Raw genomic sequence first — 21,832 nt, 5'->3', positions numbered from 1 at the left:
GCATCGATGCCTTCCCTATGTCAGCAACTGGCGACAGATGGTGACGAAGTCATCCGCCCAGCCTGTCAGCAGAGCGAGCAGGATCAACCAGACCAAAAGCAGGAAATGCCAATACATCGTGCACAGTTCCACACTCAAACGCAGGCGCGGGATTTCAACACCACGCCATGCCTTGACGATGGTTCTGCCCAGAGCGACGAGACCGCCGAGCAGGTGCAGTCCATGGACTGCGGTGATCAGATAGAAGAAGGCGTTGGCAGGATTGGCCGCCAGAAAGTAGCCCCCGGTGTTGAGCTGCTGCCACACCAGCAACTGACCTATCAGGAAAACAGCGGCGGAAAGGCCGCTTGCAAGCAGGCCGATCAGCACATTTTCGCTGTCGTCGCGATGTGCGGAAACCTGCGCCCATTGCAGTGCGCCACTGCTCACGATCAGAACACCGGTGTTGAACCACAGCAACCCGGGCACGGGCAGCGACCGCCAGTCGATCAGTTGCATGCGCATGGAGTAAGCGCTGACGAAGAGCGCAAATAACGACCCGACGACCGCGAGAAACACACCCAAACCCATTTTCGCCGCCGGCAACGACATCGAACTTCCGCCGGGAAAATCGCCGACCGCCCCCTCCTCCAGCCAGGGCTTGGCCGCAAGCCGTTGCTGCGAGAGCCACCATCCCGCAATGGCCGCTATTCCAGCCATGAACAGGACGATGGCCGTCATGGATGCGCTCCCTTCGGCGTCGAGCTGGCCGGCGGTTCATTCTGGGGGATGAAATCCCGTGCTGCGCCGGGCACGCTATAATCATAAGCCCAGCGATAGACGACCGGGAGTTCCTTGCCCCAGTTGCCATGTGCCGGCGGCGTCTGCGGCGTTTGCCACTCGAGCGTGGTCGCGTTCCATGGATTGCTGCCGGCGTCCTCGCCCTTGGACAGGCTCCGGATCATGTTGAACACAAATACGAGCTGGGCAAAGCCGACGATGAGCGCAGCGATACTCATGAATGCGTTCAGGTCGTGGGCCGACGCGGGGACGAATGCCGTCCCGCCGATGTCGTGATAGCGGCGCGGCACACCCAGCAGCCCGAGATAGTGCATGGGGAAGAAGATCGCGTATGCTCCAAGGAATGTGACCCAGAAATGGAAGCGTCCCATCATCTCGTTCAGCATCCGTCCCGTCACTTTCGGATACCAGTGATAGATCGCACCAAACACGACCATGATCGGCGCAACCCCCATGACCATGTGAAAATGGGCGACCACGAACATGGTATCGGACAACGGAACGTCCACGACGACGTTGCCGAGGAACAGGCCAGTCAGGCCGCCATTGACGAACGTGATAATGAATGCGAGCGCGAACAGCATCGGAACGGTGAGGTGAATGTCGCCACGCCACAGGGTCAGGATCCAGTTGTATACCTTGATCGCCGTGGGGATCGCGATGATGAGGGTCGTTGTTGCGAAGAAAAATCCGAACTTCGGATTCATGCCACTGACATACATGTGGTGCGCCCACACCACGAAGCTCATCGCTCCGATTCCGACAATCGCCCACACCATCATGCGATAACCGAAAATATTCTTTCGCGCATGAGTGCTGATGAGGTCAGAGACAATGCCAAAAGCAGGTAACGCAACGATATAGACTTCGGGGTGGCCGAAAAACCAGAACAGGTGCTGGAACAGCAGCGGACTGCCACCGCCGTACTTCCCCAGCTGCCCCATCTCCACGAGCGTTGGCATGAAGAAGCTGGTGCCAAGAAGCCGATCGAACAGCATCATCACCGAGGCGACGAACAAGGCTGGAAATGCGAGCAAGGCCATCACGGTCGCTGTAAAAATGCCCCACACCGTCAAAGGCAGCCGCATCAGCGTCATTCCGCGCGTGCGACCCTGCAGCACCGTCACGACGTAATTCAAGCCGCCCATGGTGAAGCCGATAATGAACAGGATCAGCGACACCAGCATCATGATGATGCCTGCTTCCTGTCCGGGGCTTCCGGAAAGAATGGCCTGCGGCGGATACAGCGTCCAGCCAGCGCCGGTCGGCCCACCCGGTACAAAGAAGGTCGCAACCAGCACCAGCACGGCAAGCAGATAGATCCAGTAGCTCAGCATGTTCGCATAGGGGAACACCATGTCGCGAGCACCGACCATCAGCGGGATGAGATAATTCCCGAAGCCTCCGAGAAACAGCGCCGTGAGAAGGTAGATCACCATGATCATGCCATGCATGGTGATGAACTGAAGATACTGGCTCGGATCGATAAACGAAAACGTTCCGGGGAATCCGAGCTGCAGCCGCATCAGCCACGACAGCACCAGCGCGACCATACCGATGGCCATTGCTGTCATCGCATACTGGACCGCAATGATCTTGGCATCTTGCGAGAAGACATATCGCGTCCACCAACTTCTTGGGTGATAGAGATCGACCTCACCCACTTCGGCCGGCGGAATTCCTGCGAGTACGTCAGACGGGACATCAACCATTAAAATGTCCTCCCGGATTAATCCTCTGATCGTCGCTCATCGTAAGTGTTACAACGTGCAACGCCGCCGCGCCGGTCCTGCTATTTGCCGCGGGTCTTGTAAGTCGCCTTCGTGATGGGTCGGTGGCCGGATAACGCTGCGAATGTCTGCTGCTTCTCCAGCCATGCATGATATTCGCTCTCTTCCTGGACGATGACGTTGCTCCGCATTTGCGCATGCGCGATGCCGCACAATTCCGCGCAAAGAACCTCGAATGTTCCTGTGCGCGTGGGAGTGAACCAGAAGTATGTGACCGAGCCCGGCACCATATCCATCTTCGCCCGGAACTCAGGCACATAAAAATCGTGCAGAACGTCGATTGAGCGGAGCAATACCTTGACCGGCTTCCCGATCGGGAGATGCAAATCGTCGTTCTCAACCACGACGTCGTCCTGACCATTGGGATCGTTCGGATTCAAGCCCAGTGGATTCTCGGCACTGACGTTGCGGGCATCGACCGTCCCGAGCCGGCCGTCCTTTCCTGGCAGCCGGTAGCTCCAGCGCCATTGCTGGCCCATGACCTCGATCTCTGTTGCATCGGACGGCACCGTCACAAACTGATGCCAGACAACCAAACCGGGCGCCAACATCGCTCCGACACCGATCGCGGTCCCTATGGTGAGCCACCATTCGAGCCTTTTGTTTTCGGGCTCATAGGCCGCTTGTCTTCCTTCCTTGTGATGAAAACGGAAGATGCAATAGGCGATGAATGCGACGATCGCGAAGAAGACCGCCCCGGTGATCCAGAACGTCATGGTGATCGTGTCGTCGATGTAACTCCAGTTCGAGGCGATCGGCGTCCACCACCATGGGCTTAGGAGGTGAAACAGCACCGAAGCGACTGCGACCAACAGCAGTATGAATGCTACAGCCATCCCTTGTTCATCCTTGCCTCTAGAGGCTGCGGACAAGACTTAGAAAAGGGCGCAGTTCACGTCTGCATCGATGGCTGATTTCGAGATCGCCATCACAATGCTGGCCGCCTTGCCCTCTAACCGGTCGCAACATCGAATTCGAAAAGTTGCGATCGCTGGTGTCGTCGAACTACGGGCACTTGCCACTACAGGATGTTCCCCAGCAGGCTTGATTGTCAATAGACCGGCTTATTCCTCACGACGACGATAGCACCACGATCGAACCGTTGAGCAATGGCACGCGCACGGATTCCCATATCGCATTGCAATACACGACGCTGTGCGTCCGCATGACAGACAAAGTGATGCGTCAATTGCCATCAGCCACGCGGTGAAACGTAAACCTTACAAAGGAAGAATTCACCGAACAGTGCGTGCTATTCTTTCCGGATTGCGCTAAACTTGCCGCACAGGTTGCGACAGGTTTTGCTCGGCAAAGCTCTCTTCGTTGAACTTGGCCGTCTTCCAGAACCAGTCGCGATTTCTGCGCACGAAGGCGAATGCTCGTCATTTGAAAATGACCCGATCTCGCCGGTGCGAACGCATGGGAGATCGTGACCATGGCTACTCCGTATTCTGACAAGATCTCGCAGACGGCACCTGGCGCTTCCGATAGCGTTGCCGCGCCCGTCATTCGCAAGATCGGGTTGTCCGATCTGCATGATGCGTTGCGGCTGGGCTGGGAGGACTTCAAGGCGGTTCCGAGTCACGCCATTATTCTGTGCGTCATCTATCCTGTTCTCGGGCTTGTGCTGGCCAGAATGACCCTGGGCTATTCGGTGTTACCACTGCTTTTCCCGCTAGCCGCCGGTTTTGCGTTGATTGGTCCTTTTGCAGCCCTCGGTCTCTATGAACTCAGCCGCCGCCGCGAACGCGGCGAAGAGGCGTCGGCATGGCATGCACTCGGCGTGCTGCGCTCGCCCTCCTTTGGAGCCATGCTTGGCCTCGGCACGCTCCTGCTCATTCTATTCGTGGTTTGGGTGACTACTGCGAATGCGATTTACGTCTCCAAGTTCGGCAATGCCCCTGCGGCCAGCATTCCTGATTTCGCATCGCGCATCTTCACAACCACAGAGGGGCACCAACTGATCGTCCAGGGCTGCGGCGTCGGACTATTGTTCGCTATCATGGCCCTGTGCGTTAGCGTCGTGGCGTTTCCGCTGATGCTCGACCGACATGCGAGCGTGACAGACGCAGTTCAGACCTCGCTGCGGGTCGTGATGAAAAATCCTGTGACGATGGCCGCATGGGGCCTGATTGTTGCCGCGCTGCTGGTGGTGGGTTCGCTGCCGTTATTCGTCGGTCTCGCCGTTGTTCTGCCGCTACTCGGTCATGCCACCTGGCATCTTTATCGCAAGGTGCTGGAACCAGACCCGAATCCTCGGCAGGACCCTCCCCGTCCACCGAAAGGGCGGCGCTATGCGGCCGATTTTCCGGTCTCTCTCTTCCCGTGGGGGCGTGATAAGCCGTAGATCGAAACAAACGACCGGGACGCACGTGTCGGCTTCAGAATACGTCGAGCCACCCGCGCGGATGAAATCCGCCCGAATGAGGGGCGATCGGCATACCCTGCCGGAAGCGGACTCCGCTCCCGGCAGGGTGTCCGCCCACGATCTATTAGGAGAACCCAAACAGCTTTGCTGGATTTGTGACCAGTATCTTTTCCAGCAAGGCATCGTCCGGCGCGTAGCGATAGAGCAATTCAAGCAGGTCGGCGTCGTTCGGCGGCTGGACGACCGATACAGGGTGCGGCCAGTCGCTTGCCCAGACGCAGCGATCGGGCGCGGCTTCGAGATAGGCTTGCGCGATGGGAACGACGTCGTCCCACGGCGGACCTTTCCTGGATGTCTTTTCGCCGAGCGAGAGCATCACCCAGAAATTGCCCTTCGACAGCAGATCGAGAACCGCACGCAAATTCGGATCGTTCTTGCCGAGCGTTGGATCCGGGCGGCCCATGTGATCGATGAGGACCGGCACTTTGAGAGACGCGATCTTGTCGAGGTTGGCAACGATGCCGTCCTTCTCCGGCTGGAATTTAGCGTACCAGCCGAGTTCGGAAATACGTGCGATGGCGCGCTCGTAGTCGCTGTCCGAAAGCACGGCGCCGAGCTCCTTGCGGAAGCTGAACCGCGCCCCGCCGACGCCGGCGTCGTTCAGCTTGGCGAGATACGCATCGTCGCGCTCGGCGAAAACCAGCGCATTCGCACAGGCCTTGTAGTTCGGCCCCATCGCCGCCAGCCCGTCCAGAACCACCGAGTGATCGGCACCATATGTCGTCGTCTGCACGATGATGCCGCGCTCGATACCAAGCGCCTTGTGTACCCGAAGTGCGGCCTCCCAGGTCGCCGTCGGCATCTGATAGGCCGCGCCCGGCCGGATGGGATAGCGTTCCACCGGACCGAGCACATGGAACTGACTGTCGATGCTCTTCGGCGGCGGCTTGCGGGATGGCGTGCGCGGGTTTGGATCAAATGGAAGATAGTCGGGCATCTGTCTGCTCCTTTAATCGATCACCGCAGTGAAATCGCATTGCACCAGGGTGCCGCCCTCCATCTCCATGGAGAGCGCATGACGGGCTGGGCGCGAATGCTCGTCGGGAAACATCTTGAGCCACTCGACATTGACAGGCCCGCGATTGCTGCGATCCTTGAGCCAGACCGTCATCTTGATGATGTCGTCAGTACTGCCGCCGCCGGCTTCCACGATCGCCTTCATATGCGCGAACATGTTGGCGCACTGGCTTTCGAGATCGGGCGGCATCTCGCTTGTTTTGGGATCGCGGCCGAGGATGACGCCGGACATCAGCAGATTGTTGATGCGGCAGGCGTTGGGGATCGGATTTGCGTGCTTGAATTCGCCGATATGAACGCTGCGGCGCCGCTTGGAAGATGTCATTGCTGCAGTCTCCGGATAACGGTCAAACGAATTGGCACGACACCGAGCCATACGGCCCGTAATCGGCATGTATCGTATCGCCGCGGCTGACCTCGATCGGACGCGTGAAGGATCCGGCGAGCACCACCTCGCCTGCAGCGAGATATTCGTCGTGCGGCGCGAGGCGATTGGCGAGCCACGCGATGCCGTTTGCCGGATGGTTCAGCACGCCGGCGGCGACGCCGGTCTCCTCGATCTGGCCATTCCGGAACAGCAGCGCGCTGACCCAGCGCAGATCGACATCCAGCGGACGGAATGGACGACCGCCGACCACAAGCGCGGCATTCGCTGCGTTGTCGGAGATCGTGTCCACCACCGTGCGGGGTTTCTTGGTTTGCGGATGCACGCGGTGCATGCGCGTTTCCAGGATTTCGAGCGCCGGAGTGACGTAGGCTGTCGCGTTCAGCACGTCGAAGATCGTACAATCCGGCCCGCGCAGATCGGTCTTGAGCACGAAGGCCAGTTCGACCTCGACGCGCGGCGCGAAGAATCGTTCATAGGGGATGGTACCGGCATCCTGATAGAACATGTCGGCGAACAGCACGCCGTAATCCGGCTCGGAGATGCTGACCGCATTCTGCATCGCCTTCGAGGTCAGGCCGATCTTGTGGCCTTTGATCACCCGCCCGCGTTCGAGCTGCAGCGCCGTCCAGGTCCGCTGGATCGCATAGGCATCCTCGATGGTGAGATCGGGATAGTCAGCGGTGAACATGGTGATGAGCGTCTTGGTCTGCTCCGCCTCGTCGAGGCGACGCGCCAGCGCATCGATGACCGTCTGATCAAGCACCGTTATTTCTCCTCTGCGACGACGTTGCGAAGAATGCCGATCTGCCTGGACTCGACCTCGACGACGTCGCCTGGCTTGAGCCAACGCGGCGGTGTGAAGCGGGCGCCGGCGCCGGTCGGCGTTCCGGTCGCGATCATGTCGCCGGGCTTCAAGGTGGCAAAAGTCGACAGATAAGAAATCAGATAGTCGAAGGTGAACATCAGCCGCTCGGTCGAGTCGTTCTGACGCTCCTCCCCGTTCACTCGCGTGACGATATCGTGCGTCCCCTGCGGATCGCATTCGTCGGCCGTGACGATCCACGGCCCGACGCTACCGGACCGATCGAAATTCTTGCCCTGGGTGACGTTGAACTTGCCGTGGTGCAGCCAGTCCCGCACCGAGCCTTCGTTGCAGAGAGTCATGCCGAAGATGTGCGACCACGCATTCTCTCGCGTAATGTGACGACCTTCCTTGCCGATGACAATCACGAGCTCGCCTTCGTAGTCGAGCTGCTCGGAGATCTTCGGCTTTTCGATCGGCTGATCGGAGCCGACCACCGACGACGGGTTGCGGACGAACAGGCTCGGATATTTCGGCAAATCCGAGCTGTCTTTGTATTCAGCATTGCGGTCCTTGTAGTTGACCCCGATGCACCAGAGCTTCTCCGGCGCCGGGATCGGCGGCAGCAAGACCAGATCCGACAGTCGATGATCGGGCTTGCGGCCGGCGCTCACCTGTTTCGCCTTCGCCAGTCCGTTGCCGGCGATCACGCTGCGCAGATCGGGAAACTCCGATCCAAGCAATGCACTGAGATCGATAACGCCGTCATCGGCCACCACGCCGTAGCGGCTGTTTCCGCCGGTCGAATAGCTGCATAGTTTCATGAAGGCTCCTGAATAATTCACTAGATCGATTGCCGCCGGATCGCGGTGCCGGACCGGCTGCCCGAATAGCGCCCGCGGCGTTGTTCCGATTACTTCGATGTCTGGAATACGGACTTCAACGTGAAGATCTCGCCTAGCCGCGCGTAACGCGGACCGGCAATGCGGGCGATCGGATCGAGGCTCTCGGTTTCAATCTTGCCGTTGGCGAGCAGATCATCCTTGATGTGAAATGCGATCACTTCGCCGACGATCAACCGGCTGCGGGTATCGCCGAATTCGAGGCATTGCCGAAATCGGCATTCCATCGCAATAGGCGCCGCCGTCAGCCGCGGCACCCCGATATGGTCGCTGGGGGTCGTCTCGAGACCGAGGACTTCGACCTCACTCACCTCCGGCGGATGTTCCGCGGAGCTTTCGTGAACCGCCGACATCAACGACGAATCCGCGATGTGAATGACGTATTCTTCGCGATCCAGGATGTTGCGCGCCGTGTCTTTGTAGACGCCTGATTTGCGGCCGACGCTGATTGCCAGCATCGGCGGCTTGGGCGAGACGAAGGTGAAAGCACTGAACGGCGCAAGGTTGACGGTACCTGCCTGCGACAGGCTGGTCACCCATGCGATCGGTCGCGGGACGACGATGCCGGTGAGCAGACGATAAGCCTTTTCGGCGCCAAGTTCAGCGGGATCGATCTTCATTCGTCAATCCGCCTTTACGTTGGCCTTGCGCACGACCGGAATCCACTTGGCGTCCTCACGATCGAGATAGGCTCTGAACTCACCCGGCGTCATCGGGAGCGCTTCGGCGCCAAGCTTTTCGAACTTGTCGACCACGCCTGGCTCCTTGAGAATCTCAGCCAGCGCCTTGTTCAATTTATCGGCGACTGGAGCGGGGGTGTTCGCCGGAGCAAACAGCCCTGTGAAGGTCTGGCCGTCAAAATCCGGATAGCCGAGCTCGGCGAAAGTGGGCACGTCCGGAAGCGTCTTCAGTCGATGTGGGCTTGTGACCGCCAAGGCGCGCAACATTCCACTCTTGATATATTGAAGGCTGACCGACAGTTGATCGAATGCGAACTGAACCTGGCCGCCGAGCAGGTCATTGGTCGCGGGCGCGTTGCCGCGATAATGCGCCGTCACCCAACGAATCTCGAGCTTGGACTGCATGAGTTCGCTGAGCAGGTGATTGGTGGTGCCCGGCCCCGGAGATGCCATCGTCAGCTTGCCCGGATCGCGCTTCGCGAGTTCGAGCAATTCGGCGAACGACGTAGCCTTCACGGAAGGATGAACCTCGAGCACCAGCGGCGTCATCGAGATGCTCGAGATCGGCAGGAAGTCGCGCTTCCAGTTATAGGCGTCGCGCTTGTTGATTTCGGGAGCGAAGAGAACCGGACCATTGGCGCCGACCATGAGCGTGTAGCCATCATTCGGCGCTTTCGCCAGCGCTTCCCCGGCGATCATGCCGCCAGCGCCCGACTTGTTTTCGATCACGAAGGGCTGGCCCAATTTCTCTTGCAGCCGATCCGCGACGATGCGCGCCGCGCTATCGACATTGCCGCCGGCCGGATAGGGCACGATCAGTTTGACAATGCGCGCGGGCCATTCCTGGGCCGTCGCCGCGCCATTAACCAGCGTCGCGGCAATGGCTGCAGCGATCCATAGCGACTTCATCATTTCCTCCCGCCAGATGCGGCTTTCACGCCGCAGACCGTATGTTCGACGCCGATTGGGACCAGCGCTCTTGCGGCGAACCATTGGTTCAACCGCTTTACTTGTCGATGCCAATATGCGGTTATTGTCCACATTATGGACAACGGATTGCCGACAACGCTCGACCCGGAGCCGCGACAAGGCGCGCAGGCGATCCGGCGCGCGCTCTTCCTCCTTCGCGTGCTTGCAGCGGGCGGTGAGAGCGGATTGCCGTTGAAAGACGTCGTCCAAGCGACGCGTCTATCGCGCCCGACCGTACACCGGATCATTCATGTCCTGATGGAGGAGGGGCTCGTCGAGCGCCACGAGCGCTCGGGTCGCTATGCAATCGGCACGCAGGTCCCTGAATTGGCACTCGCTCGCCCATCGCGCTCGCCATTGCTCGCAGCGGCGGACGACATTTTGCGCGAAACGTCGCAACGGGTCGGTGATACACTGTTTCTAACGGTGCGCACCGGCAACGACACTTTATGCGTGGATAGAAGAATTGGCTCATATCCGATTCAGGTACTCTCGATCGCCGTGGGTGCGCGGCGGCCGCTGGGCGTCAGCAGCGCAGGCGTTGCCATCCTGGCCGCGTTACCGGCTCAAGAATCACGCCGGATCGCTATGACGAATGAGCCTCGATTTGCGGGATATCGGACCGATCGGCAGACTGTGTTGTCAGAGATCGCCGACGCCCGGCGCAGGGGCTATGGCGTGCGCGAAGTCGGGTTGGTCCAGGGCACGAAATCGATTTCGACCTGGATCAAGACAGCCGACGGCGACCCGGCGGCGGCCCTCACCATATCAGCCGTCCGAACACGGCTCGGCCCGCGACGCGAGCAGGAAGTTGTCGAAACGCTTCTGAAGGCAGCTTACGAGGTCGAGCAGAAAATCCGATAAGCAAGCACGCGTCGCCCAATCCAAGGCAAAGGTCCGCTTGCGACATATGCAGCGATTGAGCAGCCAATCGACGGCTGGCTGTTCTAATTTGAACGGAAAAGTCTGGCGCGCCATTCGGAATACAGCCGCGAACTTATACATGATTGAAATTGCTTGTGATTTTATAAGATACCTCATGGCGCGAGGCTCGTCGCATCGATTCCGGCCTCAAGACACACCTCACAACTCCGCGCGCCACGGCCGCTCCGGGGTGCTAACATAGTCAAGACCGACCGAAAATTTCATCTGTGCGATTGAATCGCGGTCGGGAAACAATGGCGCACGAAGAGATGCACTCCAAAAATAACGGCCGACCGTAATTACGGTGCGTTGGCTGGGACGTGGAGGACGCTATGGCGTGGCGTGACGACAAGGCCCGGGCAACTCTGATCCGCGACGCGGCGGGAAGCGTGCAGCCGGGCAAGGCACCCCGAACCTTTGCCGAGCTTATGTTCGGCTACACCAATGCCGAGGACCTCGCCAGTTACGATGCCTCCTCGCTTGCCTTCCTGGCGGAGCAAGCCTGGGAGCATGTACAGCGACGCACGGCGGGTCGTGCCGATATCCGCGTCGTCAATCCGATGATGCCGGACGGGCGCGAGATGTCCGTGCTCGAAATTCTCAACGACGATATGCCTTTCCTGTTCGATTCCATCATGGCGGAGCTCGCCGAGCAGGGCATCGAAGTCACCCTCGTCGCTCACCCCATCATCGCGGTGGAGCGCGATGACCAAGGCAAGCTCCTGCACTTCCACGGTGAAGCACTGCCTGAAGGGGCAAAGGGCGCGCGCGAGAGCCTGATTCACCTCCACATCACCCGCCTCGACGCCGACGCTGACCGCGAGAGGCTGATTGACGGCCTCACCAGGACGTTAAGCGACGTGCGCGCCAGCGTCGCGGACTGGCGCGTCATGCGCGACCGCGTCGAGAACGCGATCAAGACTTTCTCTTCCAATCCACCGCCGCTGCCGATCGACGAGGTCGCCGAGGCCAACCAGTTCCTGCAATGGCTGTGCGCGGACAATTTCACCTTTCTCGGCGTGCGCGAGTATCGCTTCTCGCCCGACAGCGATGCGTCGGACGACATCACGACCGCTGAGGGCCTCGGTATCCTCCGCGACCCCGATGTAAAGGTCCTGCGCCGCGGCAACGAAATGGTGGTGATGACGTCGGAAATTCGCGAGTTCATGCGCGAGCCGACCCTACTCATCGTCATCAAGGCCAATGTGAGTAGCCGCGTTCATCGCCGCATCCGGATGGATTATATCGGCATCAAGCTCTATGCGCCCGACGGCCGGCTCGAGGGTGAATTGCGAGTCGTCGGCCTGTTCACCTCAGGCGCCTATACGCGCTCGGCACGACAGATCCCCTATGTTCGCCACAAGGTATCGCGGGTGCTTCAGCGCGCCGGCTTCGATCCGAACAGCCATTCGGGCAAGGCGCTGATGCATATCCTCGAGGAATATCCGCGAGACGAACTATTCCAGGTCGACGTCAACACTCTCTTCAATTTTGTCATGGAGATCCTGATCCTCTATGAGCGCCCCCGCGTCCGGGCGCTCGCTCGGGTCGACAAGTTCGATCGCTTCGTCTCCATCCTCGTCTTCATTCCGCGCGACAAATACGACACTGATGTGCGCATGCGCGTCGGCGCCTTCCTGTCGCAGATCTACAAAGGGATGCAGGCCGCCTCCTACGTGTCTTTCCCCGAAGGAGCATTGACGCGCGTTCACTACATCATCGGACGCTATGAAGGTAAGACTCCTGCCGTCGAGCGCGCCACGCTGGAAGCCGGGATCAGCGCCATTGCCGCGACCTGGGCCGACAAGCTGAAGGCCGCGCTGACTGCGTCTACCGATGGCATGCGGGCCCGCATGCTCGCCAATCGCTATGCCCAGGCCTTTACCGGCGGCTATACCGAGGTTTCCACGGCGGAACAGGCGATAGCCGATATCGCCACCATCGAAAGGCTCACGCCAACCCGCCCGGTGACGATTTCGGTTCATCGCTTCGAGGGCGAGGACGATCCCAAACGCTTCGGCCTGAAGGTGTTCTCCGATGCCGCGCCGCTGTCGCTGTCCTATCGCGTGCCGGTGATCGAAAATCACGGCCTGCGCGTGGTCGATGAACGTACCTATCAGATCGTGCCCGGTGCCAGGCCTGAGCCGGTGTGGCTGCACGACATGACGATAGAGACCAGCGACGGCCAGCCGATCGAGATCAACCGGGAATTCAGCCATCGGCTCGAAGCCTCGATCATGGCGGTGGTCGGTGATCGAGCCGAATCCGACGGATATAACGGGCTGATCCTGCGCACGGCCCTGGGCTGGCGCGAAGTCTCGACCATCCGGGCGCTGTCCCGCTATTTGCACCAGATCCGCGCGCCGTTCAGCCAGGATTATATGTGGGAGACTCTGCGCAAGAACGCAGCGATCACCGCCAACCTCGTCGCGCTATTCCAGGCCCGCCTCGATCCACGCCTCACCCTTACTGATGCCGAGCGCTCGGCCCGGGAGACCGCCCTCCTTGCTGATATCGAGGAGCAGCTCAAATCCGTCGCATCGCTCGACGAAGACCGCATCCTCCGCCGTTTCACCAATCTGGTGCAGTCCACCATCCGCAGCAATTTGTGGCAGGTCGGCGAGGACGGACATCCGCGTCCGGTGATCTCATTCAAGTTCGACGCGCGCGGAATCGAGGACCTGCCGGCTCCACGACCGCTCTACGAGATTTTCGTCTATTCTCCCCGCGTCGAAGGCATTCACCTGCGCTTCGGCAAGGTTGCGCGCGGCGGACTGCGGTGGTCCGATCGGCCGCAGGATTTCCGCACCGAGATTCTCGGCCTGGTCAAAGCCCAGCAGGTCAAGAACGCCGTGATCGTGCCGGTCGGCGCCAAAGGCGGCTTCGTGCCCAAGCGCCTGCCGCCGCTCTCCAGCCGCGATGCGTGGCTCGCGGAAGGCACCGAAGCCTATCGCATCTTCGTTCGCTCGCTGCTCGAACTCACCGACAATCTCGACGGCGACGACCTCCTCCCGCCCGACTCGACATTGCGGCATGATGGCGACGATCCTTATCTGGTCGTCGCCGCCGACAAGGGCACCGCCACCTTCTCCGACATCGCCAACGCGATTTCGGCCGAGAAGAACCATTGGCTCGGCGATGCCTTCGCCTCCGGCGGCAGCCAGGGCTACGACCACAAGAAGATGGGGATTACGGCGCGAGGCGCCTGGGAGGCGGTCAAACGCCACTTCCGCGAGCTCGGCACCGACATTCAGACCATGCCTTTCACTGTAGTTGGCGTCGGCGACATGTCCGGCGACGTCTTCGGCAATGGCATGCTGCTCTCGCCCGCGACGAAATTGGTTGCGGCGTTCGATCACCGCGACATCTTCATCGATCCCTCTCCCGATCCGGCGATCAGCTACGCCGAACGCAAGCGCATGTTCGACATGCCGCGATCGAGCTGGCAGGACTACAACAAATCGCTGATCTCGCAAGGCGGAGGCGTGTTCTCGCGCTCCCTCAAGGCGATTCCGCTCGCACCGGAAGTGCGCACCTTGCTCGATCTCGACAAGCCGCAGGCGACGCCCTTCGAGGTGATGACGGCGATCCTGAAGACGCGCGCAGACCTACTGTGGTTTGGCGGCATCGGCACCTATATCCGGGCGTCGGTGGAGAGCGACGATCAGGCCGGCGACCGCGCCAATGATCCGATCCGCATCACCGGGACCGACGTTCGCGCCAGGGTGATCGGCGAAGGCGCCAATCTCGGCGTCACTCAGCGCGGCCGCATCGAAGCGGCGCAGACGGGCGTCAAGCTCAACACCGACGCGATCGACAATTCGGCCGGTGTGAATACGTCCGACGTCGAGGTCAATATCAAGATCGCATTGGCCCGCCCCGAGCGCGAGGGGCGCCTCAGCCCAGCTGACCGTAACACCCTGCTCGCCGCGATGACCGACGAAGTCGGTGCACTGGTCTTGCGCAACAACTATCTGCAGACGCTCGCGCTCTCGCTCGCTGAACGCAAGGGCGTGGCCGAGACCGGCTTCCTCACTCGCCTGATGCAGTCGCTCGAGCAGCGCGGCCTGCTCAGCCGCGCAGTCGAATTCCTGCCCGACGACGCCGCGATCACCGAGCGCACACGGCGCGGGCAGTCCCTGACGCGGCCTGAACTTGCCGTGTTGCTCGCCTACGCCAAACTGACGCTCTACGACGACCTGCTCGGCACCAGCGTGCCGGACGATCCTTATCTCGCCCGCGAGCTCTCCGGGTATTTTCCGGGCCAGGTTCAGGACAGGTTCCCGACAGCGGTAGAGTGCCATCGCCTCCGACGCGAAATCATCGCGACCAGCCTCGTCAATACGGTCATCAACCGCGGCGGCCCGGCGTGTATCGTGCGCCTGATCGACGAAACCGATGCCGATATCCCCACCATCGTCATGGCCTATGTGGCGGTGGATGAATCCTACGGGCTCAAGTGGCTAAATGATGCGATCGATACGCTCGACGCCTGCATCGAAGGGCAGTTGCAATTGTCCCTCTATGAGGCGGTCCAGGACCTTCTGCTTTCCCGCATGGTCTGGTACGTGCGCAATATTGATTTCAAGGACGGCCTCGAGGCGGTGATCGCACGTTTCGGCCCGGGTGTCCGCGAGATCAGGGCCTCTCTCGACAACACCCTGCCACCGGACTTGCAGGCCGCGCGTGGCAAGCGCCGGCAGGAGCTGACCGATGCCGGCGTCCCGTATGGCCTCGCCGGCGAACTGGCCGATCTCGACACCTTGGTCTCGGCGCCGGACATCGTGACGGTCGCCGAGCGCACCAGCCGCAGCATCGGCGATGCCGCCGCGACGTTCTTTGCCGCCGAGGCCAATTTCCGTCTCGATCGCATCATCGTCGCCGCGCGCAGCGTGCCGGCCAACGATCGTTTCGAACGCCTCGCCATCGACCGTGCCGTCGACCTGATCGCGGCTGCCGAAAGAGGCCTCGCTGCGGATATGCTGGCAACCGGCCAATCCGGCCAGCAGGCCGCGGAGACCTGGCTTGCAGCTCATCCCGAGGCGACGCGCATCCGCCGCGCAGTCGAGGAGATTGCGGCAGGCGACCTGACGCTCGCCAAGCTGATGGTGGCGGCAAACCTGCTGGGAGACTTGGTCAAAGGCTGAGGCGTGCGGGACAGCGATGTGAAACTCTAAAGAGCAATGCTAGCGCAGGTTGTTAGCCAGCGAACGGAGGACCCCAATGATCCGCGCCACGTGCCATACCGCTGATAATGTCCGCTGCATCGAGTTCGATGCCACACCCTGGTTCAGCGAGGCTAACGCTCCGAGCATTATCGATTTGGCCCTACGCGGATGGGCCAGCACAGCGATTGCAGATTCCCTTGAGCGCCGACGAGGATACGAACGGTTGCACGACCTCGTTGAGTATGCGGCGAAACGACTGCAACCGGAATCCCTGGAGGACCCCACCTGGGAAACCTTCGAGTGCGTCGTCGATGGACTCGAGGCCGTAGCCTGGCTCGAGAAAAACCGGCCGGACGTTGTGGCAAGGATCTCGTAAGCTACAGGAAGCTCAGCAATGGCGGCGATGATTGGCGAATCACAATGATATCGGGCCAAGTTAGGAGCGAGTCGAAATAGGCCAGTAAAACAGGTCATTCGAATTCGTAGGAGAGTCGCATTCCAGAATAGCAGTGAGACGAATTCGCGGGTTTCCAGAATAGCGGCGAGTCGTATAGCGGCTGCGGCCCGTAAACAATTCAATTATCTATGTTTATTGGAGTAGCCACGTTGGCTCTTGTGCGGCCCATTCCTAAGTTTGAACTTCTGCCTGCTGGACTGGGCACCACGTACTCTGGGCTAAAGCGAGGCAACTGCGCCCGGTAATCATTGATCGGCCAGAGCCGCTGGAGCAGGTGGCTCATGTAGCCGTCGAAACTGTTCTGCGGGATCGCACACAGCTCACTTCTCTCGCCGGCCTTGCAGACCGTCGTACCTTGCCTTCCCCATGCGCGCGGCTAACGGTTAAAACTGACCGCTCGCGACAGCCGCAGGCTTTGGTGTCCATAAAGACTAGCCTTGCGTGTCCATTGTCGTTGTTGCTGATACCCAGCGCACAATTCGTCCCTTAGTCTGAAAAGATGAAACCCTGCCGTCGCCGGCGAGGTTTCACGTTGCAGTGACGGTTGTAAACTTGGTTGCCGGCTGCTTGAGTTTGTCGAGGCGCACACTTTCTTTATGGCTGCATGGTCGCCGGTGGTTCATCCTGTTTGTCATTTTTGACATCCGCAGCCATTGCGTGCCGGATCTCCTGCACTAGGGTCAGGCGTTTCCATCTTTCAATCAGCTCAGCGCCGAAGTGCGAAGAGGCAGGCAAATTGGGCAGCATGCCTGGCCAGACATCGAGTATGGCCTCAACCGTCTCGTTCACTTCATTGACGACGATGTCGGCGTCCATATGCACCAATCCAGCCATCCGCTTGAATCGATGAAGGCTGACACTCACCGGGTCGCGAGACCCGCCGAATTCAAGTGCGAGGATGTCCCGGATGCGCCCGGGCGTCTTGGTTGCGATATCGATTTCGACGGCCTCGATACGGCCGTTGCCACTGGCGAACCCGGGCGGAAGATTGTCACCGCCGAGCTTTTGCCAGGCAAAGTAGCCACCGACGCCGAGGATCACGGCGAGGAGGGCGATCAGCCGGCGTTTTCGATTGCTTGTCATGGTCTAGACCGTTTCATCGACAGGCCGCGTCGGCGGATTGGTTGATTTGGAAGCTCCCTTCACGCGTTCGCGCAGGCGCTGGAACGTCACGTATAGCATCGGCACCATGAAGATCCCGATCGAGCTTGCGGCGAGCATGCCGGCGAACACGGCGGTACCGACAGCTCGACGGCTCAGCTCGGCGGCACCGGTTGCGATCACGAGTGGCAAGAGACCAAGGATGAAGGCGACCGAGGTCATCATGACCGCACGGAAGCGCATATATGCGCCCTGGATCGCAGCGTCGTTGAGCCCCACGCCCGCTTCGCGTTGCTCCTTTGCAAATTCGACGATCAGGATGCCGTTCTTGGCGGCGAGCGCGATCAAGACCACGAGCCCGATCTGGCCGTAGAGATCGAGATTGAGGCCCGCAAGCTTGATGCCGACATAGGAGCCGAGTACGCCGACGACGACCGACAGCAGCACCGGGATAGGGATAATCGTGCTCTCATAGAGCGCGACCAGAAACAAATAGGCGAACAGCACGGCAAGTGCGAGCACGATGCCGGTCTGGCCGGCAGCCTGTTGCTCCTGATAGGCGGTGCCGGTCCAAGCGAAACTGTAGCCCGCAGGCAGCACCGCATTGGAGATGTCAGCCATCGCCGCAATCGCAGTGCCGGACGAGACACCAGGCGCCGGACTGCCATTCACCGTCACTGAGCGATAGTTGTTGTAGCGGGTGATCACCTGCGGTCCGGTGACGATCTTGATGCCAGCCAGAGACCGTATCGGCACCATCTGGCCCGTGTCGTTGCGCAGATAGATGCGCCAGATGTCCGAGATGTCGGCGCGGTCGAACGCTTCACCCTGAACGTTGACCTGCCAGGTGCGGCCAAACCGGTTGAAGTTGTTGACATAGATGCCGCCGAGCGTCGCCTGCAGGGTGGTGAAGATGTCGCTGATTGTCACTCCGAGCGCCTGTGCCTTGCGGCGGTCGATGTCGAGATAGATGGACGGATTGGTCGCAGTGAAGGTCGAAAAGACGCGTGCAAGCCGTGGATCGGCGTTGGCAGCACCGATCAGCGCGCCCGCGACGCTGGAGATCGCAGCCGGACTCTGTCCTTCGAGCGCCTGGAGCTGGTATTCGAACCCGCCGCTGGTGGAGAGCCCGATGATCGGCGGCAGGTTGAATGGCAGCACATTGGCCTGTCGGATCTGCGCGCCGGCCGCAAAGGTTTGCCGGATCAGCGCTTGCGCAGAATCTGTTGCTGCCTTGCGATCGGAAAACGGCTTCAGACGCGTGACCACCAGCGCGCTGTTCGGCTCGGATGCGCCGTCGAGCAGGGAAAAGCCGATAACGGCAAGGACGTGATCGACGGCGGGCATCTGCTTCAGGATATTTTCGACCTGTTGGGTGACTTCGCTGGTTCGTGCCACCGACGCGCCGTCCGGCAGTTGCACCGAGGTGAAGAAGGCGCCCTGGTCTTCCTCGGGGAGGAACCCCGTTGGCGTGATCAGCGACATGCCGAAGATGCTGGCGGCGAAGACGGCGACGAGCAGTAGGGAGAGGCCCGCCACGCGCACCAGCCGGCGTACGCCGCCACTGTAGCGATCGCGTAGCCAGTCGATGCCGCCGAGGACGCGGCCCATGATGCCGCGCCGAGGGCCGGTGTGACGCAGGAACAGCGCGCACAATGCAGGCGACAGCGTCAGTGCATTCAGCGCCGAAATCATCATGGCGGCGCTGATCGTCACCGCAAATTGACGAAATAGTGTACCGGAGATGCCGGGGATGAATGCGATCGGCACGAATACGGAGAGCAGCACCAGCGTGATCGCGATGATCGGCGCGGTGATCTGCGTCATGGCCTTTTTACTAGCCTCGGCCGGAGACAGATCAGGCTCTTCCTCCATAACGCGCTCGACGTTCTCCACGACGACAATGGCGTCGTCCACCACGATGCCGATGGCGAGCACCATTGCGAGCAGTGACACCGTATTCGCCGAATAGCCGAGGACGAGCAGGACGGCGAAGGTACCGATCAGGCTGACGGGAACGGCAACAGCCGGGATCACGGTGGCGCGGAGATTGCCGAGGAAGAGGTAGACGACAATCACGACGAGGACGAAGGCCTCGCCCAGCGTCCGCAACACCTCCGTGATCGTATCCCGCACAAAGCTCGTGGAGTCGTACTGCACCAGGTAGCTGAGCCCCGTTGGAAATCGCTTGGACAGCCGCTGCATCGTAGCCGCGACCGCCTGCGCGGTGGTCACGGCATTGGCACCTGGTGCCAGATAGATCGCGATCGGCACTGCCGCGTGCCCATCGATCCGCGCTTCGCTGTCGAGGTTTTGTGCGCCCATCTCGATACGGGCGACGTCCTTCACCAGCAGTGACGAACCGTCCGGATTGGCGCGCAGTACGATATTGGCAAATTGATCGACGGTGGCGAGCCTGCCCAGGGTCTGCACGTTGAACTGGAACTGCTGGTCGTCGCTGATCGGCCGCGCTCCGATGCGGCCGACCGGGGCCTGGACGCTTTGTGCGCGGATCGCGGCAATGACATCCGACGGCGTGAGATTGAGGCTGGTGAGCCGCTGCGCATCGAACCAGATCCGCATCGAATAATTCATCTTGGCGAACAGATTCGCCTGGCCAACCCCCGGCGTACTCGCGATCGCATCGAGCACGTTGATGATGGCGTAGTTGGTGATGAACAGCGGATCCTGCTGGCCGTCGGCGCTGTAGAGTACGAGGAATTGCAGGATCGATGAGGATCTCTTCTGTACCGTCAGCCCCTGCTGCTGCACTTCGGTCGGCAATTGCGACAGAGCGCTCTGCACCCGATTGTTAACATTGACGGTATTGATGTCGGGATTGGTGCCAAGCGCGAACGAAACCGTCAGTGTGTAGCTGCCGTCATTAGCGCTGGTCGATTTCATGTAGAGCGCGCGGTCGACGCCGATAACCTGCGCCTCCAGGGGCTGGGCGACGCTGCTCTCAACGACCTCGGCGGAAGCGCCGGGGAAGGTACCGGCGACCGTGACCTGCGGCGGCACGATGTCCGGAAATTGCGCCACCGGGATCTGCATCAGCGCCAACGCGCCGGCGATGGTGATGATGAAGGCGATCACCATCGCAAGCCGCGGACGATCGATGAAGACGGCAGATATCATGGCTTGTTGTCCACCGGGTGCGTCTTGCTGGAGGCGCCGCGATCCGCTTGCGGAGTTGCGTCGCCGGCGGCGGCCTTCATACTCGACAGAATCTGCGGACTTGCCGGTCCCGGCGATACGGCCTGACCGGGACGAGCCCGCTGCAGGCCCTCGACGATCACCTTGTCGCCGACGGCAACGCCGCTGATGACGGAGGCGACGGTTGGAGTCGATTGCCCGAGTTGAATACGGCGCTGCTCGGCCTTGTTGTCGGGACCGACCGCGAGAACGTAATCGCCCTGTTGATCGGAAAGGACCGCCGAGCGCGGGATCGCCAGAACCTCGATCGGCTGGACGCCTTCGAGCACGACGGTGACGAATTCGCCGTCGGTCAGCTCATGAACGGTCACGCCCGCCACGGATGGAGCACGCAGGATCGGATTGACGATCTCGCCCCGCACGGTGATCGTGTCGGTGTTTTGCGCAATGGTGTTGTCGACGAAATTCAGCTTGCCGGATTGGCCGTACATGCGGCCATCGGGCAGCCGGAGCCTGATCACCACGGCTTCCAGGCCGCCTTGCGGCCCGTATCGTTCGCGCAGCTCCAGCCCCTGGCGCAGCGGCACCGGAAAGGTGACATGCATCGGGTCCTGGCTGACGATCGTGGTCAATATGCCCGAGCTTGGACCGACGACGTTACCTTCCGTCACCGCTGTGCGTCCGATCTTGCCGTCGATCGGCGCGCTGATCATGGTATAGTCGAGATTGATCCGGGACGCCTGGACCTGCGCTTGCGCTGCCTGCACCTGCGCCTCCAGGCTGCGCTGGGTTGCGATGGCCGCGTCATAGGTGGATTGCTGCCCGGCCGGTCCCCCAAGCAGGGTGCGCGCGCGCTCGGTCGTCAGCTTGGCGTTCTCGAGTGTTGCCTGGAGCTGCGCCACCTGCGCCTGCTTCGATGCGAAATCAGCTTCGAAGGGACCACGCTCGAGCTGATACAGCTGATCGCCTTTCTTGATCTCGGCGCCCTCCTCGAACAGGCGCCGTTCCAGAAACGCGGTGACTCGAGCGACGACGTTGACCCGATTGATCGCCTCAATCCGCCCAAGGAATTCGCTGGTCTCGGTGATCGGTCGCCTGGTCGCTTCGATCACGCCGACCGCGGGCGGACCGGGCGGAGCTGGCTGGGTCAAGCCCGCTCCGCCGGTCGCAATCGTGACAAGGCTCGCCGCGAGCAGTCTGAACGAGACCTTGGCAAGGTACATCTTGCACTCCTTGCCCCGAGTTCGGAAAACAACTGCTGGGTCGGTAC

General features: G+C 60.8%; 16 protein-coding genes. 4 read left to right on the top strand and 12 right to left on the bottom strand.

The genetic code is table 11. From position 1 onward, the window contains the following. Positions 1–15 precede the first annotated feature (15 nt). The 3 genes from SFY93_RS07180 to coxB all read right to left on the bottom strand — a co-directional run bounded on the left by SFY93_RS07180 (position 16) and on the right by coxB (position 3,406). Positions 16–720 carry a cytochrome c oxidase subunit 3 gene (locus SFY93_RS07180; RefSeq protein WP_320446566.1) on the bottom strand — a complete coding sequence of 235 codons (705 nt, stop codon included), beginning with the start codon at positions 718–720 and terminating at the stop codon, positions 16–18. Beyond that, positions 717–2,492 (bottom strand): cbb3-type cytochrome c oxidase subunit I, encoded by a 1,776-nt coding sequence (locus SFY93_RS07175; RefSeq protein ID WP_320446565.1) that lies wholly within the window; start codon positions 2,490–2,492, stop codon positions 717–719. Before SFY93_RS07175 ends, SFY93_RS07180 begins: the two co-directional genes overlap by 4 nt. Positions 2,493–2,572: 80 nt before the next feature. Next, a complete protein-coding gene (gene coxB, locus SFY93_RS07170) occupies positions 2,573–3,406 on the bottom strand; it encodes a cytochrome c oxidase subunit II (protein ID WP_089262772.1) in 834 nt (277 codons plus the stop codon). Positions 3,407–4,005: 599 nt separating this feature from the next. Between coxB and SFY93_RS07165 the strand changes: the two genes are divergently transcribed. After that, positions 4,006–4,917, top strand: a complete 912-nt coding sequence (locus tag SFY93_RS07165) for a DUF2189 domain-containing protein (protein WP_320446564.1) — start codon at positions 4,006–4,008, stop codon at positions 4,915–4,917. Between the two features lie 145 nt (positions 4,918–5,062). Here the strand turns inward: SFY93_RS07165 and SFY93_RS07160 are convergent, their stop codons facing one another. The 6 genes from SFY93_RS07160 to SFY93_RS07135 form a co-directional block, all read right to left on the bottom strand. Continuing rightward, positions 5,063–5,935 carry an amidohydrolase family protein gene (locus SFY93_RS07160; protein ID WP_320446563.1) on the bottom strand — a complete coding sequence of 291 codons (873 nt, stop codon included), beginning with the start codon at positions 5,933–5,935 and terminating at the stop codon, positions 5,063–5,065. 12 nt (positions 5,936–5,947) lie between these two features. Beyond that, entirely contained in the window at positions 5,948–6,340 is a 393-nt protein-coding gene (locus SFY93_RS07155; RefSeq protein WP_320446562.1) for a RidA family protein, read from the bottom strand. Between the two features lie 22 nt (positions 6,341–6,362). Continuing rightward, positions 6,363–7,172 (bottom strand): 2-oxo-hept-4-ene-1,7-dioate hydratase, encoded by an 810-nt coding sequence (gene hpaH, locus SFY93_RS07150; RefSeq protein ID WP_414717135.1) that lies wholly within the window; start codon positions 7,170–7,172, stop codon positions 6,363–6,365. Next, positions 7,169–8,029, bottom strand: a complete 861-nt coding sequence (locus tag SFY93_RS07145) for a fumarylacetoacetate hydrolase family protein (RefSeq protein ID WP_120288264.1) — start codon at positions 8,027–8,029, stop codon at positions 7,169–7,171. Before SFY93_RS07145 ends, hpaH begins: the two co-directional genes overlap by 4 nt. A gap of 89 nt (positions 8,030–8,118) precedes the next feature. Continuing rightward, complete coding sequence (locus SFY93_RS07140; RefSeq protein WP_320446560.1) at positions 8,119–8,727, bottom strand: flavin reductase family protein; 609 nt, start codon at positions 8,725–8,727, stop codon at positions 8,119–8,121. A 3-nt stretch (positions 8,728–8,730) separates the two neighbouring features. Beyond that, positions 8,731–9,696, bottom strand: coding sequence for a Bug family tripartite tricarboxylate transporter substrate binding protein (locus SFY93_RS07135; protein ID WP_320446559.1), 966 nt, complete (start codon positions 9,694–9,696; stop codon positions 8,731–8,733). A 135-nt stretch (positions 9,697–9,831) separates the two neighbouring features. On the opposite strand from SFY93_RS07135, the gene SFY93_RS07130 reads away from it, so the two are divergent. The 3 genes from SFY93_RS07130 (at position 9,832) to SFY93_RS07120 (ending at position 16,224) form a co-directional block, all read left to right on the top strand. Further along, positions 9,832–10,620 (top strand): IclR family transcriptional regulator, encoded by a 789-nt coding sequence (locus SFY93_RS07130; protein ID WP_414717078.1) that lies wholly within the window; start codon positions 9,832–9,834, stop codon positions 10,618–10,620. Between the two features lie 380 nt (positions 10,621–11,000). Beyond that, positions 11,001–15,827, top strand: a complete 4,827-nt coding sequence (locus SFY93_RS07125; RefSeq protein ID WP_320446557.1) for an NAD-glutamate dehydrogenase — start codon at positions 11,001–11,003, stop codon at positions 15,825–15,827. A 76-nt stretch (positions 15,828–15,903) separates the two neighbouring features. Continuing rightward, positions 15,904–16,224 carry a hypothetical protein gene (locus tag SFY93_RS07120; RefSeq protein ID WP_320446556.1) on the top strand — a complete coding sequence of 107 codons (321 nt, stop codon included), beginning with the start codon at positions 15,904–15,906 and terminating at the stop codon, positions 16,222–16,224. Positions 16,225–16,899: 675 nt separating this feature from the next. Here the strand turns inward: SFY93_RS07120 and SFY93_RS07115 are convergent. From SFY93_RS07115 to SFY93_RS07105, 3 genes are read right to left on the bottom strand one after another with little or no spacing between them, the layout of a single operon-like run. Next, positions 16,900–17,388 carry a hypothetical protein gene (locus tag SFY93_RS07115; protein WP_320446555.1) on the bottom strand — a complete coding sequence of 163 codons (489 nt, stop codon included), beginning with the start codon at positions 17,386–17,388 and terminating at the stop codon, positions 16,900–16,902. A gap of 3 nt (positions 17,389–17,391) precedes the next feature. After that, positions 17,392–20,544, bottom strand: coding sequence for an efflux RND transporter permease subunit (locus tag SFY93_RS07110; RefSeq protein ID WP_320446554.1), 3,153 nt, complete (start codon positions 20,542–20,544; stop codon positions 17,392–17,394). Next, positions 20,541–21,785, bottom strand: coding sequence for an efflux RND transporter periplasmic adaptor subunit (locus SFY93_RS07105; protein ID WP_320446553.1), 1,245 nt, complete (start codon positions 21,783–21,785; stop codon positions 20,541–20,543). The genes SFY93_RS07110 and SFY93_RS07105 overlap by 4 nt, the downstream gene beginning before the upstream one ends. Positions 21,786–21,832: the final 47 nt, after the last annotated feature.

This window comes from Tardiphaga sp. 42S5, from assembly GCF_034044155.1.
Classification (GTDB): Bacteria; Pseudomonadota; Alphaproteobacteria; order Rhizobiales; family Xanthobacteraceae; genus Tardiphaga; species Tardiphaga robiniae.
The sequence above is the reverse complement of the archived record's forward strand: the minus strand, read 5'-3'. Positions and strand labels throughout refer to the sequence as shown.

Excerpts from the sequence above, each read along its gene's own strand:
- SFY93_RS07145 (WP_120288264.1), bottom strand. The coding sequence starts at position 8,029 with ATGAAACTATGCAGCTATTCGACCGGCGGAAACAGCCGCTACGGCGTG.
- SFY93_RS07115 (WP_320446555.1), bottom strand. The coding sequence starts at position 17,388 with ATGACAAGCAATCGAAAACGCCGGCTGATCGCCCTCCTCGCCGTGATC.
- SFY93_RS07175 (WP_320446565.1), bottom strand. The coding sequence starts at position 2,492 with ATGGTTGATGTCCCGTCTGACGTACTCGCAGGAATTCCGCCGGCCGAA.
- coxB (WP_089262772.1), bottom strand. The coding sequence starts at position 3,406 with ATGGCTGTAGCATTCATACTGCTGTTGGTCGCAGTCGCTTCGGTGCTG.
- SFY93_RS07120 (WP_320446556.1), top strand. The coding sequence starts at position 15,904 with ATGATCCGCGCCACGTGCCATACCGCTGATAATGTCCGCTGCATCGAG.
- SFY93_RS07165 (WP_320446564.1), top strand. The coding sequence starts at position 4,006 with ATGGCTACTCCGTATTCTGACAAGATCTCGCAGACGGCACCTGGCGCT.
- SFY93_RS07130 (WP_414717078.1), top strand. The coding sequence starts at position 9,832 with ATGGACAACGGATTGCCGACAACGCTCGACCCGGAGCCGCGACAAGGC.
- SFY93_RS07155 (WP_320446562.1), bottom strand. The coding sequence starts at position 6,340 with ATGACATCTTCCAAGCGGCGCCGCAGCGTTCATATCGGCGAATTCAAG.
- SFY93_RS07140 (WP_320446560.1), bottom strand. The coding sequence starts at position 8,727 with ATGAAGATCGATCCCGCTGAACTTGGCGCCGAAAAGGCTTATCGTCTG.
- SFY93_RS07135 (WP_320446559.1), bottom strand. The coding sequence starts at position 9,696 with ATGAAGTCGCTATGGATCGCTGCAGCCATTGCCGCGACGCTGGTTAAT.
- SFY93_RS07105 (WP_320446553.1), bottom strand. The coding sequence starts at position 21,785 with ATGTACCTTGCCAAGGTCTCGTTCAGACTGCTCGCGGCGAGCCTTGTC.
- SFY93_RS07160 (WP_320446563.1), bottom strand. The coding sequence starts at position 5,935 with ATGCCCGACTATCTTCCATTTGATCCAAACCCGCGCACGCCATCCCGC.
- SFY93_RS07180 (WP_320446566.1), bottom strand. The coding sequence starts at position 720 with ATGACGGCCATCGTCCTGTTCATGGCTGGAATAGCGGCCATTGCGGGA.
- SFY93_RS07110 (WP_320446554.1), bottom strand. The coding sequence starts at position 20,544 with ATGATATCTGCCGTCTTCATCGATCGTCCGCGGCTTGCGATGGTGATC.